This is a genomic window from Agrobacterium sp. CFBP2214 (assembly GCF_030209895.1).
GTDB lineage: Bacteria > Pseudomonadota > Alphaproteobacteria > Rhizobiales > Rhizobiaceae > Agrobacterium > Agrobacterium radiobacter.
In genome coordinates, this window is record NZ_JARVRC010000001.1 from 385666 (window position 1) to 402887 (window position 17222).

Genomic DNA, 17222 nt, shown 5'->3' on the forward strand with positions numbered 1-17222 from the left:
AAGTATCATGGATATAATTTATCCATGATTATGCATTCCTGTCAAGCGGTCCTGTTCCGCTCTTCTTTTTTCAAGGTTTCTCACTACCTTGAAAGCGTGAAACACGCTGAGTCTCCCATCTCCGGCACGCATGTCGGTTCCTTGCCCCTTCCATTCCAGAAATGGTTTGCGCAAAAGGGGTGGTCTCCGCGCGCCCATCAATTGGAGCTGATGGCGCGGGCGCGGGGCGGCGAGAACATGCTGCTGATTGCGCCCACGGGCGCCGGCAAGACGCTGGGCGGCTTCATGGCCTCGCTCACCGATCTCGCGGAACGCGGCAAGGTGCCGCCGGGCTCGGGCTTTGTCGGCGTGCACACGCTCTATATCTCGCCGCTCAAGGCGCTTGCGGTCGATATCGAGCGCAACCTCACCAGGCCCGTTTCCGAAATGGGCCTGCCGATTTCCATCGAAACCCGTACAGGCGATACGCCGCAGGGCAAACGCCAGCGCCAGAAGGTCAAACCGCCGGATATTCTGCTGACGACGCCGGAACAGGTCTCGCTGCTGCTCGCCAACAAGGAGGCCGAGCGCTTTTTCCGTGGCCTGAAATATGTGGTGCTCGACGAGTTACATTCACTCGTCACCTCCAAACGTGGCCACTTGCTGTCGCTGGCGCTTGCTCGTGTGCGCCGGCACGCACCCGATGTGCGCTTTATCGGCCTTTCCGCCACGGTGGCGGAGCCGATGGATTTGCGCGGTTATCTTGCACCGCAGGGGCAGGGCGAGCCACCCGCTGGCCTCATCACCGTCGAGGGCGGCGCAAAACCGGATATTTCCATCCTGAACACGGAAGAGCGCATCCCATGGTCCGGCCATTCGGCGCGTTACGCCATGAAGGATTTGTACTCTGCGCTGAGGGACCACCAGACGACGCTGATCTTCGTCAACACCCGCTCGCAGGCGGAGCTGATCTTCCAGGAGCTCTGGACAATCAATGACGACAATCTGCCGATTGCCCTGCATCACGGTTCGCTGGATGCTGCTCAGCGTCGCAGGGTGGAGGCCGCCATGGCCGAAAACCGGCTGCGCGCCGTCGTCGCCACCTCGACGCTCGATCTCGGCATAGACTGGGGCGATGTCGATCTCGTTGTGCATGTCGGCGCGCCGAAGGGCGCAAGCCGCCTGGCCCAGCGCATCGGCCGCGCCAATCACCGCATGGACGAGCCATCAAAGGCAATTCTCGTTCCGGCCAACCGTTTCGAGGTGATGGAATGCCGGGCAGCACTGGATGCCAATTACATCGGCGCGCAGGATACGCCGCCGATTGCCGAAGGCGCGCTCGATGTTCTCGCCCAGCATGTGCTCGGCATGGCCTGCGCCGAACCCTTCGATGCGGATGAACTTTATCGCGAAGTCACCAGCGCCTCGCCCTATGCCGATCTGCCGCGCACCACCTTCGACCGGGTGGTGGATTTCACCGCCACCGGCGGCTACGCGCTGCGCACCTATGAGCGTTACGCCCGCATCCGCCAGATGAAGGACGGCCGCTGGCGTGTCTCCAACCCCGCCGTCGCACAGCAATATAGGCTGAACCTCGGCACTATCGTCGAGGCGGCGGAACTCAATGTCCGCATGGTCAAGCGCAATGCCAAGGGCACGGTTGGGCGCGGCGGCATGTCGCTCGGCAAGGTCGAGGAATATTTTCTCGAGCAGCTGGTGCAGGGCGATACGTTCCTTTTTGCCGGCAAGGTGCTGCGTTTCGAAGGTATCCGCGAGAATGAATGTCTGGTCTCGCAGGCCTTTTCGATGGACCCGAAGATTCCCTCCTATGCCGGCGGCAAGTTCCCGCTTTCCACCTACCTCGCGGATCAGGTGCGCTCCATGCTCTCCGATCCCGCTCGCTGGCAGGCGCTGCCGGATCAGGTGCGCGACTGGCTGGCGATCCAGAAGGAGAAGTCGATTATTCCCAGGCGCGACGAGCTGCTGGTGGAAACCTTCCCCTTCCGAAAGCGCTTCTTCATGGTCATGTATCCCTTCGAGGGACGCTTGGCGCACCAGACGCTCGGCATGCTTCTGACGCGCCGGCTGGAGCGTGCGGGCGCAAAACCCATGGGCTTCGTCGCCACCGATTATTCGCTGGCCATCTGGGCGATGGAGGATATCGGCATGCGGCTGAAATCCCGCCGCCTGTCACTGGCCGACCTGCTGGACGAGGACATGCTCGGCGACGATCTGGAAGCATGGCTGGACGAATCCTTCATGCTGAAGCGCACCTTCCGCAACTGCGCCATCATTTCCGGGCTGATCGAACGCCGTCATCCCGGCAAGGAAAAGACCGGCCGTCAGGTCACGGTGTCTGCCGATCTTATTTATGACGTTCTTCGCAGCCATGAGCCGGATCATATCCTGCTGGAAGCGACGCGGCGCGATGCCGCGGCTGGACTTTTGGACATTGGCCGTCTTGGCGATATGCTGAAGCGAATCAAGGGTCACACCACCCACCGCGCGCTGGAACATGTCTCGCCGCTCGCCGTTCCGGTCATGCTGGAAATCGGCCGTGAGACGGTGGCGGGCGAGGCGATGGACGATGTGCTGGCCGAGGCCGCCGACGAGCTTATCGCCGAGGCCATGTCCTGACATACGCAATGAAGGAACAACGATAAAAGTGCTGAGCCGGCTGACATTGAGCGACAGGTTTTCCAATGGCTTCGAATGCCTTGGCAGCGAAACCGCCATCAACGGCGTCGCCGCCTGGTGCGACCCGTTGGGCGGCCTCTACCTGCCGGACCTGTCATTGCTCGTCGTCTCTGATCTGCATCTGGAAAAGGGCGCGGCCTTCGCCCGGCGTGGCCGCATGCTGCCACCCTATGACACCATCGCCACGCTTAAAATCCTGTCCTCCCTCGTCAGCCGCTATGATCCGAAGATCGTCGTCAGTCTCGGCGATAATTTCCACGATCGCGTCGGTTCCGAGCATCTGCCGCTGCCGCTGCGCGAACTCATCCGCGAGATGGCCCGTGGCCGCGAGTGGATATGGATCAACGGCAACCACGACCCCGACGGTACGGTCGATCTGCCGGGTTCTTCGGTGGACGAGATGTTTTATGGCAATCTCGTCTTCCGCCACGAGCCGAAGCTGGGAGATGCCGCGGGCGAAATTGCGGGGCACCTGCATCCTTCTGCAACCGTGCGCCGTCGCGAGAAAACGGTGCGACGCCCCTGTTTCGCCACCGATGGTTCACGGCTTTTGATGCCGGCATTCGGGGTGATGAGCGGCGGGCTGGATTTGCGGCACAAGGCGATGCGCGGCCTGTTCGATCATGCCGCTCTTGTCGCGCATCTGATGGGGAGGGATCGCATCTATTCGGTGCGATTTTCAAATCTCATCGGCTGAGCGCATCGTCGCCGTTATCTCTTTGTTTTTACGCATTGTCCGGACGTAAAACCGCTACGCACTTTTACTGGAAATGCTCTATTGCCGGTAGACCAGCACCGGTATCTTCGAATTCTTCAGCACCTTGGCCGTGACGCTGCCGAGCAGCATTTCCAAGAAGCTCCTGCGCCGGTGCGAGGCCATGGCGATGAGATCGCAGCCGCTCCTGTTGGCGGCTTCGATGATCGCCTCGTCGGGCCTTCCCGCCCGCGCCAGCAGCGCTTCACAATCCAATCCCATGGACGTGGCCTGTGCCTGCGTATCGCGCAGCAGATGCTCCGCCTCCTCACAACGGTGAAATTCCTCTTCGGCAATGGCGGCAATGTCCTCGACATCGCTGGCAATCACATGAAAGGGTTCCGATACCGTCACCACGGTCACCTTTGCGCCTGCCTCCTTGGCGAGAGCGAACCCTTGGTCGATTGCGATCTGCGCCAGCGGCGAGCCATCGGTGGGAATGAGAATGTGCTTGAACATGACATTTCTCCTTTTCATCCCGGTCACAGCCACACTGGCCGCCAAGAGCTGTGTGCGTGGTTGTAACGCCTTGAATTTTACCGCAAACCGATGACGGAAGCGAATGCTATCTTTGACGCAGAGGGTCGCCTGCGCCCGATTTGCAGGAGGAAGAGCGGGTCAGTCCTTGCGGAAGATGATGCTGGCGCCCCAGCCGGTCACCACGGCGAGCAGAACGCAGAGCGCGCCATAGGCAAGCGGCGTCTGATGCGCCGCATCGGTGATCGCCTGCTCCATGCCGGTCTTGACGACGCGCAGTTTCAATTCGCGCTGGGCGATGAATTTGCCGCTCTTGAAGAGATAGGCGCGGGCGGTGTGCACGCCGTTCGGCACGTTGGCGGGCAGGCGAAGTGTCGCCCAGAACAGGCCGGTGCGTTCCAGCCTCACACCGGTCGTGTCGTTACGATAGATGCCGCTTGAAAGCTTGAGCCGACGGTAGGCCTCCTGAAAATCGAAGACATTGTCGGGCACGCCGGAAAACACCGCGCTTTTCAGCGACAGATGGTCGACACCCAGCCCCATGGCCCTGAGTGTGCCGGGTGAGGCGATGTCGCTGATATTGCGCGTGCTGGCCATGGAATAGGATTCCGGCAGCGGCGTGAAGGTGATGGCGCTGGTATTGATCCAGATGCCCGCCACACGCTCCTTCTTGCGCACGGTCATATAGTCGCTCGGCCCTTCCAGCGTCACGACGATATCATATTGCCCGATGGCGAGCAGCAGCTGATCGGTGTTGTTCAGCGCGCCGAAAAGCGTGAAATCCGCCCCGCGAAAATCCGACGCGATGGGAATTTCCGTCGTCGATGCGCCGATTTCGATATTTTCCAGCAGGGACCGCTGCTGCGGACCGGGCGGCAGTGCAAGTGGCGGCGTCTGCGCCGAAGCAGTTTGCCCGAGGGCAAGACATGAGAGCAGGGCAAGGGCGGCAAGCAGCAAATGGCGGGTCAATAACCTAACCCCCCGACGGCCACCGAAAACAGGTCTTCCGGCCGCACCACCAGCGCTACGGCAAGGCGAAGGGCGACCGCAAGCACCAGCAGCGCCAGAAGCGCGCGCAACTGTTCGCCACGCAGTTTCTGACCGACGCGCACGCCATATTGCGCGCCGATGACGCCCGCCACCATCAGGATGAAGGCCAGCACCACGTCGACGGAATAGTTGGTCGCGGCCTGAACGACGGTCGTATAGGCGGTCACGAAAATGATCTGGAACAGCGAGGTGCCGACAACCACGCTGGTGGGGATGCGCAGTAGATAGATCATCGCCGGCACCATGATGAAGCCGCCGCCGACACCCATGATCGAGGTGAGGATGCCGATGCCGAAACCCAGTGTGACGACGGGAATGATGCTGAGATAGATCTTCGATTTCTTGAACCGCATTTTCAGCGGCAGGCGATGCACCCAGTTGTGGTGGCCCGGCCGGCGCAGCGTCACGGCTTCATTGCGGGCGGCGCGGCGAAGCGCCGAAATGCTTTCCTTCAGCATCAGCACGCCAACGGTGCCGAGCAGGATGACGTAGAGCAGCGAAACGATGAGATCGAGCTGGCCGATACTGCGCAGGAAGGAGAATATCCACACGCCGACCGTCGCACCCACAAGACCGCCGACAAGCAGCACGCTGCCGAGCTTCACGTCCAGCGTCCCGCGCCGGAAATGCGTGATCGAGCCGGAAACGGAGGAGGCGACCACCTGGTTGGCGCCCGTCGCAACAGCCACCACGGGCGGAATATTGTAGAAAATCAACAGCGGCGTGATCAGAAAGCCGCCGCCCACGCCGAACATGCCGGAAAGAAAACCGACGGCCGCGCCCATGCCGAGAATGATGAAAATATTCACCGACAGTTCTGCGATCGGCAGATAGACAGTCACGGCTCGGACCTCGGGCAAATGGTTCCGGGCGGCAGGGCTTGTCCGGGTGAGGGGGCCGCGCCGCGATTTACACTTTCTGTCTGAAAAGACCGGGCATGCCCGACCTTCATCCGTCATGCCCGCGAGGGCCTGACCTGTCAACATTCAACGGTAAATACGTTGATAATTTGGAAAGATAGCGGTTGTACGTGGGCAGGCCGCCACATTCCTGCGCGGGGTCGCCCGGAAGCGGCCAAGGGGGGCCGCTTCGCCAGTTCCAGAACGCTTACTTGTTGCGGGCGAGAAGCGCGGTCACCAGTTCGTTGGTGATGCGCCCGTCGGGTGTCTGACCCACGGACTTCTGGAAGTCCCTGATGGCGGTTACGGTGTTCTTGCCAAGCTTGCCGTCGGGCTGGCCGGCGTCAAAACCGTTCTTGTTCAGGATCGCCTGAATGTTGCGGATCGCCTTTTCCATGTCCACGGAGGCGGTCTTCACACCCTCCTTGCCGGCCCATTCCTCGGGCGGGTTGACGCTGTTGGCGTCTTCCGAAAGCGGCTTGACCTTCCAGGCGTCCACCTTGGCCTTCGCACTCTGAAGCTGCTGCGGGTTCAGGGCCCCTGCCACTTCGTCGCGCTTCTGGGCGGCGTCCGCGTCACCGTCTCTGGCGGCGATGGCGAACCACTTGTAGGATTCTTCGATATCCTGCTTCACGCCGCTGCCGCGGGCGTAGAGAATGGCGAGGTTGAACTGGCTGTCGCGCACACCGAGGTCAGAGGCCTTGATGAACCATTGTGCGGCGGCGGCGAAATCCGGCTGACCGGCCGCGTCAGAGGCCTGCAGGACCGCGAGATTGTGCATCGCGCCGGCATTGCCCTGTTCGGCCGCCAGCGTGTAGTAGCGCTTGGCTTCGGCAAGGTTACGTTCGACGCCGTTCGCCTTCTCGTAAAGATTGGCAAGACGATATTGCGCGGGCGCAAGACCGCGATCAGCAGCCAGCTTGTACCACTTTGCCGCTTCCGCACGGTCGGCGGCAACGCCGCGGCCGTCGGTGTAGCGCGCTGCGATCTCGAACAGCGCCTGCGTATCGCCCTTGGCGGCGGCTTCGGCAAGCGATGCGGGCTCGATGCCAGCGGGAACCGCGATGGCGTCCTGGGCAGGAGCAACCGGGGCAGCGGTTTCGGCCGGTTTCGGAGCTTCGTTCTGCGCGACGGCGCCGGAATTTGCGGGATCCACAGCGGGAACATCGGCAACCGGCGGCTCGTCCGGCAGCGGCGCACCGCCTATGGTGCGGTTATCAATGGTATTTTGCGCCGGTGCGGTATTTTCGATGCTGTCGGCCGATGCCGACTGTTCCGGATCGATGGCGAGATCGGACGGAATGGTGACGGCCTTTTCGCCGGTGTCGGGAAGTGCTGAAACCGGGCCATTGTCCATCTTCTGCTCGATGATCGGCGCCGGGGCTTCCGCGCCGCCGATCAGCGTTTTGACGAGCGGCATGGCCATCATGGCAAGAAGAATGGCGCCGATGCCAAGCAGCAGCGGGCGGCGATAGCGGGAAAGTGCCGAGGTGTCGGCCTTGCGGCTCTTCTTGCCGGTTTCAAGCTTTTCCGGCGATGTTTCCATGGCGGCGGCCTGCGCTGCGCGGCGGGCGGCGGCGATGAAATCCGTCCGTCCTTCCGCATCCGCAGCCTTGCCGCTGGCGGCCACCTGGCTGGCGCGCACGCGTTCCAGGATTTTCTTGATATCGGGCGCACCCGAACCCGGCTCCAGAAGTTCGTTCTCCTGACCTGCGGGCAGCACATCGATCGGATCGAGCGAGGGAGCGGGCTCGACCTGGGTGCGGGTGGAGGAGGCGGATATGGGCTCTTCAGCTGTTTTGGCGGTCTTCGCCGTGCCAGTCTTGAAACGCTTCGTCAGGCCTGCAAGCAGGCTTTTCTTTTCCGCTTTTGCGGGCTTTGCGGCAGCAGGTGGTACGATCGTTGCCGCGTCGTTTTCGCTGCTATCGTCGAGAATGGCCTGTTCTTCGGCAATATAGCCTTCCTCCGGGAAGATGGCGGCCGGCATGGGCGCTTCTTCGCGGGCGGGGGCGACCATCTGCTGCGCGACGTTGCGGGGAGCTTCGTTACGATAAGCGGGGGCGTTGTCGAGGCTGTCGAGCCGGCCGGCAATCTGCACCAGCGTTTCGTGCAGCGCTTCGAAGGTACGGTGCGTGCGCTCTTCGGTATTGCGGCTCAGCGCTTCGAGACTGCGCAGGTCGGTCGCAAGATCGGTCAGCATCGTCATGTCGGCGATGTTTGCGCCGGCCGAGAGATTGTTGCGGGTATAGGCATCCAGAACGGCTTCGGCAGCCTGCCGCGCCGCTTCGATGATATATTCATCGTTCGACGCCATGTAGTCTTCGATCGCCGCCATACGGGCGTCGAGTTCCGGCGACATGCCTGTCGCCTGCATCTGCACCGGCTGGCTGATCAGCGTGGAGAGATGGGCGATCTGGTTTTCGAGGCTGGCCAGCGCATGGCTGTCGGCGGGCGCGGCGTGGGCGGTCTCGTCCAGGCGGGCGGCAATATTGCCGAGCCGCTCTTCCAGACGCGAAAAGGCGCTTTCGCTGAGCCCGGATGCGGCCTGCGGCTGGCTGTAACGATAATCGAGGTCCTCGATCCGGCGAGAGAGCGTATCGAGCCGTTCGGCCAGACCGTCATTGACGACGCCGTGATCCAGCGCATCGATCTTGCGGGAAATGTCGCTGAGGAAAGATGTCAGTTCCGCCTGCTGCGAGGGGCGCTGCGAACGCTCCAGAAGCAGGGAGAGCTGGTCCAGCCGCTCGTGCAGCTGGGCGGCGTCGCGGGCGGTGCTGAGCTCATCGATCTTGCCGGCCAGCGCTTCAAGACGCGCGGTGAGATCGAGTGTCGGTTCCGGCTTTGCGGCGGCAAGGCGGTTGATGTCGCCGAGCTGTTCGGAAAGACCGTTCAGCCGGGTTTCCAGCCGCTGCGCCAGCGCATTGTCCGTTGCCTGCGCATTCGCGCGTGTGCCGGTGGCGGCAATGGCGCGGCTGATTTCATCCAGCCGCTGGTCGAGGCCGGAAAATTGCTCGGTAAAGGCGGCCTCGTTCGGCTTCATATGTTTGCCGAGCTGCTCCACGGCGCTGGCAATCGCGATCAGCTTGTCTTCGAGCACGCGCACGGCCGGATTGTTGCTCATGCCGCCAAGCTGAGTCTTGATGTCATCAAGACGATAGGCGAGCGAAACGATCTCATCCTGTAGCGCGCCGGCGTCGAAACCACGCAGCGTGTCTTCCACATTGTTCCAGCGGCTTTCGATCCGGTGCACGCTGTCTTCGCGTGCAAGCTGGTCGATCGTCAGGCGCAGTTCCTCGAACTCATTGCGCAGCCCGTAGGCGTCAGGCGATGCCAGATTGCCGAGCTGGTCGATGCTGCCGGCCAGCCGTGCGATGTCTTCGCGCAGGTCGCCAATGAACTGCTGGTCTTCCGCTACTGCGCGAATATTGCGGATTTCGGCGCGCAGGCCCTGCGCTTCGCGCGCAACGCCCTCGGCAATATCGTGCTTCAGCTCATGCCGCAGATTGACGAGCGCCTGCGCAATCTCCTGCAGTGCCGCGTCGTTGCGCTGCGGTTCCTGATAGGACGGGATGGAACGTGCACGCGGGGCGGGAGCGGCGGCGGTCTGCTGCGTGTCCCTCGGACGGTATTCCGGCGCAAGCGGTCTGGTAATCGTCCGTTCCGGGCGGGCGGCGGGTTCCTGCGGGCGCTGGAAGCTTGCTTCGAGGAGGCGCTGGCGCTGGCGGATTTCGTTGACGGGGTCGAGCTGCGGCGGGGTAACGCTGGCGCGTGGCTCGCGGGGCGCGGCATAAGCTTCGGATTTGGGCTCGACCTGAGTGCTCGCACCCCGAGGGTCGCGCGGGAACTTCTGGCTCATCAACCCTTCGATACGGGCTTCAAGGCCTTCAATGGTGCGATTGAGAGCATCAAGAGACGATCTGTCGCTTGGCTGTTGGTTTTTCGATCGCAATCCGTTCATCTTTTCGCTCGCTTCGCTTCCGCCCGCCGTGCCCGGTTATCTGTCGCGACGTTGCCTGCCTGAACACGCCGTCGCCGCAACATGCAGCAATTCCAGAGCCGGTATTTGCCCCCGTTGAGGAAAATGCGCCGGAGTACGAAGCAGTTACCTCTTTCGGGAGAATTCACGAAACGTGGTAAAGAAGTGGTTAACTATGGTTGGAATTTTTTAACTTTTGTGGCGCGTGAGAGCCATCAGCAGCGCCGGCCATCCATTCCGCGGAAAAGGGGAGGCGATATTCCGCCGAAATTTGTTTGACGTTTACGCGCACGTCAAATATTGTCATCCCATATCGGCCGGATTATCGCCGGCGCCCACGATGCGGAGGAACATCGGTAATGCCTGTTTACAAGGCCCCAGTTAAAGACACGCTTTTTATCCTGAACGACGTTCTCGGCCTGGAGCGGTATAACAACCTGCCCGGCTTTGAGGATGCAACCCCGGACATGATCGAGGCGATCACCGGCGAGGCCGCAAAGCTTGCAGAGGAGCGGCTTTTCCCGCTCAACCTTTCCGGCGACAGCCAAGGCTGCAAGCGCGCCGATGACGGTTCGGTCTCCGTGCCCGATGGTTTCAAGGACGCTTATGACGCCTATTGTGAAGGCGGCTGGATCGGCCTTGCCGTTCCGCCGGAGTTCGGCGGGCAGGGCCTGCCCTATACGCTGCATGCAGCTATCGGCGAATATATGTCGTCGGCCAACCTGTCGCTGATGATGTATCCGGGCCTCACGCAGGGTGCGATTGCCGCCGTTCTCGTGCATGGCACGCAGGAGCAGAAGGAAACCTATCTGCCGAAGATGGTCGAAGGCTCCTGGTCCGGCACCATGAACCTCACAGAACCCCATTGCGGCACCGATCTCGGCCTGCTGCGCACCAAGGCGGTTCCGCAGGGCGACGGCAGCTATAAGATTTCCGGCCAGAAGATCTTCATCTCCGCCGGCGAACATTCCATGACTGACAATATCGTCCATCTGGTGATTGCCCGCATCGAAGGTGCGCCGGAAGGCACCAAGGGCATTTCGCTCTTCATCGTGCCGAAATTCCTCGTGAAGGAAGACGGCACGCTTGGCGAGCGTAACGGCGTCACCTGTGGCGCGATCGAACACAAGATGGGCATCCACGGCAACGCCACCTGCGTCATGAACTATGACGATGCGACGGGTTATCTGCTGGGCGCGGAGAACAAGGGCCTTTCGGCCATGTTCGTGATGATGAACGAGGCCCGCCTCGGCGTCGGTCTGCAGGGCCTCTCCGTTGGTGAAATCGCCTATCAGAACGCGGTCGAATATGCCCGTGAACGTATTCAGGGCCGCTCGCTTTCCGGCGCCAAGTTCCCGGACAGGAAGGCCGATCCGATCATCGTGCATCCCGATATCCGCCGCACGCTGATGACCATCAAGGCTTACAACGAGGCCGGCCGCGCCTTCCTCCTCTGGACCGCGCTGCAATCCGATATCGCCCACCGCGCCGCTGACGAAAAGCAGCGGCAGGCGGCAGACGATCTGCTTGGCCTCGTTACGCCGATCCTCAAGGGTGTGCTGACCGACAAGGGCTTTGACCATGCTGTCATGGCGCAGCAGGTCTTCGGTGGTCACGGCTACATCGAGGAACATGGCATGAGTCAATATGTCCGCGATGCCCGTATCACCATGATCTATGAGGGCGCCAACGGCATTCAGGCGCTCGATCTGGTGGGCCGCAAGCTCGGCATGAATGGCGGCCGCGCCGTGATGGCGCTGTTCAAGGAAATCGGCGATTTCTGCGAGGAAAACCGCGCCGACGAAAAGCTTGCCCTTTACACCAAGGGTCTGAAGAAGGGTTTGAACGACCTGCAGGCCGCAACCATGTGGTTCATGCAGAACGCCATGGCCAAGCCCGACAATGCCGGTGCCGGTTCGACCGACTACATGCACCTCTTCGGCATCGTGGTGCTGGGTTACATGCAGGCGCGCATGGCGAAAGCCGCGAGCGAAGCGCTTGCGGCCGGCAGCGCTTCGGACGAGGATTACCTCAAGACCAAGCTTGTCACGGCGAAGTTTTATATGGAGCGCATCATGCCGGAAACGGCGCTGCGCAAGGCCCGCATCGAAACCGGCGCGGACACCATGATGGAACTGGCTGCGGAAGCATTCTGAGAAGGTTGGCGGTAAACACGCCGCAGGGAGAGAGTTTATGACCGACGTTTATATCTACGACCATGTCCGCACCCCGCGCGGACGCGGCAAGAAGGATGGCAGCCTGCATGAGGTGCCCTCCGTTCGCCTTGCTGCCAAGACACTGGAAGCCATCCGCGACCGCAATGGGCTCGACACCTCTGCTGTCGACGACATCATCATGGGCTGCGTCGATCCTGTCATGGATGCCGGCGCGGTGATCCCGAAAGCCGCCGCCTTCGAGGCCGGTTATTCCAACAGGGCGCCGGGCATGCAAATCTCGCGCTTCTGCGCCTCGGGTCTTGATGCCATCAACTTCGCGGCCGGCAAGGTCAAGGCGGGATCGGACGATATCGTCATCGCCGGCGGCGTGGAAAGCATGTCGCGCGTCGGCATGGGCATGTCGGGCGGCGCCTGGTACATGGATCCCTCGGTCAATTTCCCGGCCTTCTTCATGCCGCAGGGCGTTTCGGCCGATCTCATCGCCACAAAGTATGGTTTCTCTCGTGACGATGTCGATGCCTATGCCGTCGAGAGCCAGAGGCGTGCGGCGCATGCCTGGGAAAAGGGCTATTTCAACAAATCAGTCATTCCGGTGAAGGACTCAAACGGTCTGACGATCCTCGACCGCGACGAGCATATGCGCCCCGGCACGGACATGCAGGCGCTGGCTTCCCTCAACCCCTCCTTCCAGATGCCGGGTGAAATGGGCGGCTTCGAAGCCGTCGGTATCATGGCGCATCCGGAAGTGGAGCGGATCAACTACGTCCATCACGCCGGCAATTCATCTGGTATCGTCGATGGCGCGGCGGCCGTGCTGGTTGGCTCCAGGGCTGGCGGCGAGGCGATGGGCGTGAAACCGCGCGCCCGCATCAAGGCTTTCGCCAATATCGGTTCCGACCCGGCGCTGATGCTGACCGGCCCGGTTGATGTAACCGAAAAGCTTCTGAAAAAGACCGGCATGAAGCTTGCCGATATCGATCTTTTCGAGCTCAACGAAGCCTTCGCTGCCGTCGTGCTGCGTTACATGCAGGCTTTCGACATCGGTCACGACCGGATGAACGTCAATGGCGGCGCAATCGCCATGGGCCATCCGCTCGGTGCAACTGGCGCGATGATCCTCGGCACGGTGCTGGATGAGCTGGAGCGGCGCGATCTGAACACCGCGCTCGTCACGCTCTGCATCGGCGCAGGCATGGGCACCGCGACGGTTATCGAGCGGGTTTGAGAGGCTTCGGCTGATACCGCAACGGTTCCTCCGTCATCCTCGGGCTTGACCCGAGGATCTATCCCCGGTGCTTAGATCCTCGGGTCAAGCCCGAGGATGACGGAGAAAGCGAAGCGGCCATTAAGATTCAGGGAAGAGGAATCCCAAATGAGCACTTATACCAATTTCACCATCGAGACGGACGCAGACGGCATTGCCCTCGTTACCTGGGACATGCCGGAAAAATCCATGAACGTCTTCACCTCTGAAGTGATGGACGAGCTGAACGCCATTGTTGACGCCACCGTCGCCGACAGCGCCGTCAAGGGCGTGGTTTTCACGTCAGGCAAGAGCACCTTTTCCGGCGGCGCCGATCTTTCGATGATCAAGTCGATGTTCTCCTTCTATAATGACGAGAAGGCGAAGAACCCGGATCAGGCGGCGGCAAAGCTGTTCGAACTCGTCGGCCGCATGACGGGCCTGTTCCGCAAGATCGAGACCAATGGCAAGCCCTGGGTTTCAGCCATCAACGGCACCTGCATGGGCGGCGCTTTCGAACTCTCGCTCGCCTGCCACGGCCGCGTGGCCTCCAGCGCCAAGAGCCTCAAGATCGCCCTGCCGGAAGTCAAGGTCGGCATCTTCCCCGGTGCCGGCGGCACCCAGCGCGTGCCGCGCCTGACGGATGCGCAATCGGCACTGCAGATGATGACGACGGGCCAGTCGCTGACCGGCGCGCGCGCCAAGGCCATGGGGCTGGTGCATCAGGTGGTCGAGCCGGATCAGCTGGTCGCCACCGCAAAGCAGATGATCAAGGACGGCCTGAAGCCGGTCGCACCCTGGGATGAAAAGGGCTTCAAGGCCCCTGGCGGCGGCATCTGGACGCCTGCCGCAGCCCAGCTGTGGCCTGCCGCTCCCGCCATCCTGCGTCGTGAAAGCGCCGGCAACTATCCGGCCGCGCTTGCCATCCTCAAATGTGTCTATGAAGGCCTGCAATTGCCCTTCGATACGGCGCTTAAGGTGGAGCAGCGTTATTTCACCGAAATCCTTCGCTCGAAGGAAGCCTTCGGCATGATCCGCTCGCTGTTCATTTCCATGCAGGAACTGGGCAAGGGCGCGCGCCGCCCGGCCGGCCAGCCGAAGACGGAGTTCAAGAAGGTGGGCGTCGTCGGCGCGGGCTTCATGGGCGCAGCTGTCGCTTATGTTACCGCCGCAGCCGGCATCCCCGTCACGCTGGTCGATCGCGATCAGGAAGCGGCGGACAAGGGCAAGGGCCATTGCGAGGAAAGCGTCAAGGCGGCCATCGGCAAGGGCAGGCTGACGCAGGATGAGGGCAAGGCCCTGCTCGACCTCGTTACTCCGACGGCGGATTACAAGGCGCTCGCCGATGCCGATCTCGTCATCGAGGCTGTCTTCGAAGACCGCGACGTGAAGAAGGCCGTCATCGAGGCCGTGGAAGCCGTGTTGCCCCAAGGCGCGATCTTCGCCTCCAACACCTCCACTTTGCCGATCACCGGGCTTGCGAAGAACTCGAAGCGCCCGACCGATTTCATCGGCATTCACTTCTTCTCGCCGGTCGAGAAGATGATGCTGACGGAAGTGATCCTCGGCAAGGAAACCGGTGACAAGGCGCTGGCCGTCGCGCTCGATTACGTGGCGAAGATCAGGAAGACGCCGATCGTCGTCAACGATACGCGCGGCTTCTTCGTCAATCGCTGCGTGCTGCGCTACATGGCCGAAAGCTACGACATGCTGATCGAAGGCGTACCCGCCGCCATGATTGAAAATGCCGCGAAATTCGCCGGTATGCCGGTCGGCCCGCTGGCGCTGAATGACGAGGTGGCGATCGATCTTTCCTACAAGATCCTCAAAGCCACCGTCGCCGATCTCGGCGAAAAGGCCGTCGATCCGCGCCATATGGAGCTGGTGAAGAAACTGGTGGAAGGCGAGGGCCGTTTTGGCCGCAAGAACGCCAAGGGCTTTTACGACTACCCGCCAAAGCCCGCCAAGAAGTCCCTCTGGCCCGGCCTGAAAAATCTTTATCCGCAACAGAAGCCGGAGGATGTGGATATGGAAGTGCTGAAACAGCGCTTCCTCGTCACGGTGGCTCTGGAAGCCGCCCGCACGGTGGAAGAAGGCATCGTCACCGATCCGCGTGAGGCCGATGTCGGCTCCATCCTCGGTTTCGGCTTTGCGCCTTACACCGGCGGTGCGCTGTCTTACATCGACGGTATGGGCGTGAAGACCTTCGTGGCGCTGGCCGAAAAGCTCAGCGAGGCCTATGGCCCACGCTTCAAGCCGACGCCACTCCTGAAGGAGATGGCCGCCAAGGGCGAAACCTTCTACGGTCGTTTCGATCCTTACGCCAGCGCCGCCAAGGCGGCGTAAGGTTTCCGGAGAGATTACTGAACAGGCCCTTCGGGGCCTGTTTTATTATGCCGCTTTCCGTGCATCCTTTGCCTGGCTGAGGCGTTGAAAGGGCGTGACCGGGCGAAAGACGCCCGCCGCCGCAATTCAGCACGCCTCAGGAGACAGCGATGAAAGCACCACTGCGATCCCACGGTTTCGACAAGCCATCCGACCTTGACGACGAACTGGCCGAACTGGACGAAGAGGCCGAGGCTGTGGCCGCCGAAGCAAAGGTGGCAAAACCCGCAGCGAGGAGAACGCGTGCCGCCAATATCATCGACCCGGCGCTACGCGCCGAACTGGACGAGCTTCGCAAACAGGTCGACAAGATCCGCCGCGATGTCAAACGGCTGGAGGCGGCCCAACATTCCCGTCACAGACCCGCACAGCCCCACCATGAGCGCGACCGCGAGAATTCCCGACTGATGACGGTGGTGCGCTCCGTCGCCGTCACCTCGCTTGCCAGCCGCATCTTCGCGTCTTCGCCCGTCATGGCGGCGCTGGTGGCCGTGGTGCCTTTCGCGCTTGGCCTTGCCGCGCGGCGCAGTGAAGGGGCATAGCCGCCCCACGCTGCGCCCTCTCGTAACCTTGCGACCCTTTCCGAACGCGTCCGCCCGTCGAACGCCGATCAGGCCCGGCTGATGGCGGAGAGTGGATTTCCAGCCAGGATCCGGCCTCTGCCGGACACGCATTCCAGCCATCCACAGGCGCCGTGAAAAAACTGTCAAAAAACTTCGCGATGGCGCTTGCCATGTCCGAACAAGATGTTATAACCCCGCTCACTTTCGGGGCACCAAACGGCCCCGCCCGCCAAAAGCGGAGGTTCTTCAAGGACCTGAAGTGCCCGGATAGCTCAGTTGGTAGAGCAGCGGATTGAAAATCCGCGTGTCGGTGGTTCAAATCCGCCTCCGGGCACCATTTCTCTCAAATCAATTATCTAGTGAATTGGTTATGTGGTGGCTTGCCCATTCACAAGGCGGGGCCTTCCGGTCATCGGCTCTCCCTATCATATGCTTTTGACAGTTCCGATGTAGCCATCTGCCGAGCTTGTTTATTTCAAGTCGATGGAGGGCGCTCGCAAATGAATCATGTCGGTGCATCCCCTTTGCCGCCAGGCGTCATGTATTTCGACGCCTTCGTCTCCCCCGAAGAGGAAGCCACCCTCGCAGCCATATTGGATAACGGTGCTTGGAGCACTGAGTTGAAGCGCCGTGTGCAGCATTTCGGTTATCGCTACGACTATAAAGCGCGCACTGTTACCCCAGATGCCTATCTCGGGCCATTGCCACAGTGGCTCGGTATCTTCGCTGAGCGATTGGTTACGGAAGGATATTGCCGAAATTTGCCGGACCAGGTGATTGCGAACGAGTATCTTCCGGGCCAGGGCATCAGCGCACACATCGACTGTGTTCCCTGTTTTGACGATACAATCGTGTCGATAAGCCTTCTATCCGCATGTGAGATGGTTTTCCGCGATGTGCGCGGACCAGCCGCGTGCCGTGTTTTGCTTCAGCCTCGCTCCGGCGTCTTGCTGAGAGATTCCGGCTCGCAAATCGGATATCGTGAATGGAGTTAGGACAGACCGAAGCAGAAGAATTTCCCT

The 17222-nt window shown here is 61.4% G+C and carries 11 protein-coding genes and 1 tRNA gene; 8 read left to right on the top strand and 4 right to left on the bottom strand.

Going from position 1 to position 17222, the window contains the following annotated elements; all coding sequences use genetic code 11:
* Positions 1 to 24 precede the first annotated feature (24 nt).
* Together QRN60_RS01900 and pdeM are read left to right on the top strand one after the other, a co-directional pair.
* Positions 25 to 2616 carry a ligase-associated DNA damage response DEXH box helicase gene (locus tag QRN60_RS01900; protein ID WP_236773468.1) on the top strand — a complete coding sequence of 864 codons (2592 nt, stop codon included), beginning with the start codon at positions 25 to 27 and terminating at the stop codon, positions 2614 to 2616.
* Positions 2617 to 2644: 28 nt separating this feature from the next.
* Complete coding sequence (pdeM, locus tag QRN60_RS01905; protein WP_003503509.1) at positions 2645 to 3373, top strand: ligase-associated DNA damage response endonuclease PdeM; 729 nt, start codon at positions 2645 to 2647, stop codon at positions 3371 to 3373.
* Between the two features lie 78 nt (positions 3374 to 3451).
* Here the strand turns inward: pdeM and QRN60_RS01910 are convergent, their stop codons facing one another.
* The 4 genes from QRN60_RS01910 to podJ form a co-directional block, all read right to left on the bottom strand.
* A complete protein-coding gene (locus QRN60_RS01910) occupies positions 3452 to 3889 on the bottom strand; it encodes a universal stress protein (protein WP_003503507.1) in 438 nt (145 codons plus the stop codon).
* Between the two features lie 159 nt (positions 3890 to 4048).
* The gene (locus QRN60_RS01915) at positions 4049 to 4876 is read right to left on the bottom strand and encodes a TIGR02186 family protein (protein WP_060727028.1); all 828 of its coding nucleotides are present in this window, start codon (positions 4874 to 4876) and stop codon (positions 4049 to 4051) included.
* Positions 4873 to 5799, bottom strand: coding sequence for a sulfite exporter TauE/SafE family protein (locus QRN60_RS01920; protein ID WP_035212569.1), 927 nt, complete (start codon positions 5797 to 5799; stop codon positions 4873 to 4875). Before QRN60_RS01920 ends, QRN60_RS01915 begins: the two co-directional genes overlap by 4 nt.
* Before the next feature lie 265 nt (positions 5800 to 6064).
* Positions 6065 to 9814: a cell division protein PodJ gene (gene podJ / locus QRN60_RS01925; RefSeq protein WP_129564614.1), complete on the bottom strand. Its 3750-nt coding sequence runs from the start codon at positions 9812 to 9814 to the stop codon at positions 6065 to 6067.
* 377 nt (positions 9815 to 10191) lie between these two features.
* Between podJ and QRN60_RS01930 the strand changes: the two genes are divergently transcribed.
* The 6 genes from QRN60_RS01930 to QRN60_RS01955 all read left to right on the top strand — a co-directional run bounded on the left by QRN60_RS01930 (position 10192) and on the right by QRN60_RS01955 (position 17195).
* The gene (locus QRN60_RS01930) at positions 10192 to 11988 is read left to right on the top strand and encodes an acyl-CoA dehydrogenase C-terminal domain-containing protein (protein ID WP_129564613.1); all 1797 of its coding nucleotides are present in this window, start codon (positions 10192 to 10194) and stop codon (positions 11986 to 11988) included.
* Between the two features lie 37 nt (positions 11989 to 12025).
* On the top strand, positions 12026 to 13234 hold the full coding sequence (locus QRN60_RS01935; protein ID WP_112953045.1) for an acetyl-CoA C-acetyltransferase: 1209 nt from the start codon (positions 12026 to 12028) through the stop codon (positions 13232 to 13234).
* 147 nt (positions 13235 to 13381) lie between these two features.
* Entirely contained in the window at positions 13382 to 15598 is a 2217-nt protein-coding gene (locus QRN60_RS01940) for a 3-hydroxyacyl-CoA dehydrogenase NAD-binding domain-containing protein (protein ID WP_060722879.1), read from the top strand.
* Between the two features lie 149 nt (positions 15599 to 15747).
* Positions 15748 to 16179 carry a hypothetical protein gene (locus QRN60_RS01945; RefSeq protein ID WP_003503494.1) on the top strand — a complete coding sequence of 144 codons (432 nt, stop codon included), beginning with the start codon at positions 15748 to 15750 and terminating at the stop codon, positions 16177 to 16179.
* 282 nt (positions 16180 to 16461) lie between these two features.
* Positions 16462 to 16537 (top strand) — tRNA-Phe (locus QRN60_RS01950).
* 163 nt (positions 16538 to 16700) lie between these two features.
* A complete protein-coding gene (locus QRN60_RS01955; RefSeq protein ID WP_223567201.1) occupies positions 16701 to 17195 on the top strand; it encodes an alpha-ketoglutarate-dependent dioxygenase AlkB in 495 nt (164 codons plus the stop codon).
* Positions 17196 to 17222 lie beyond the last annotated feature (27 nt).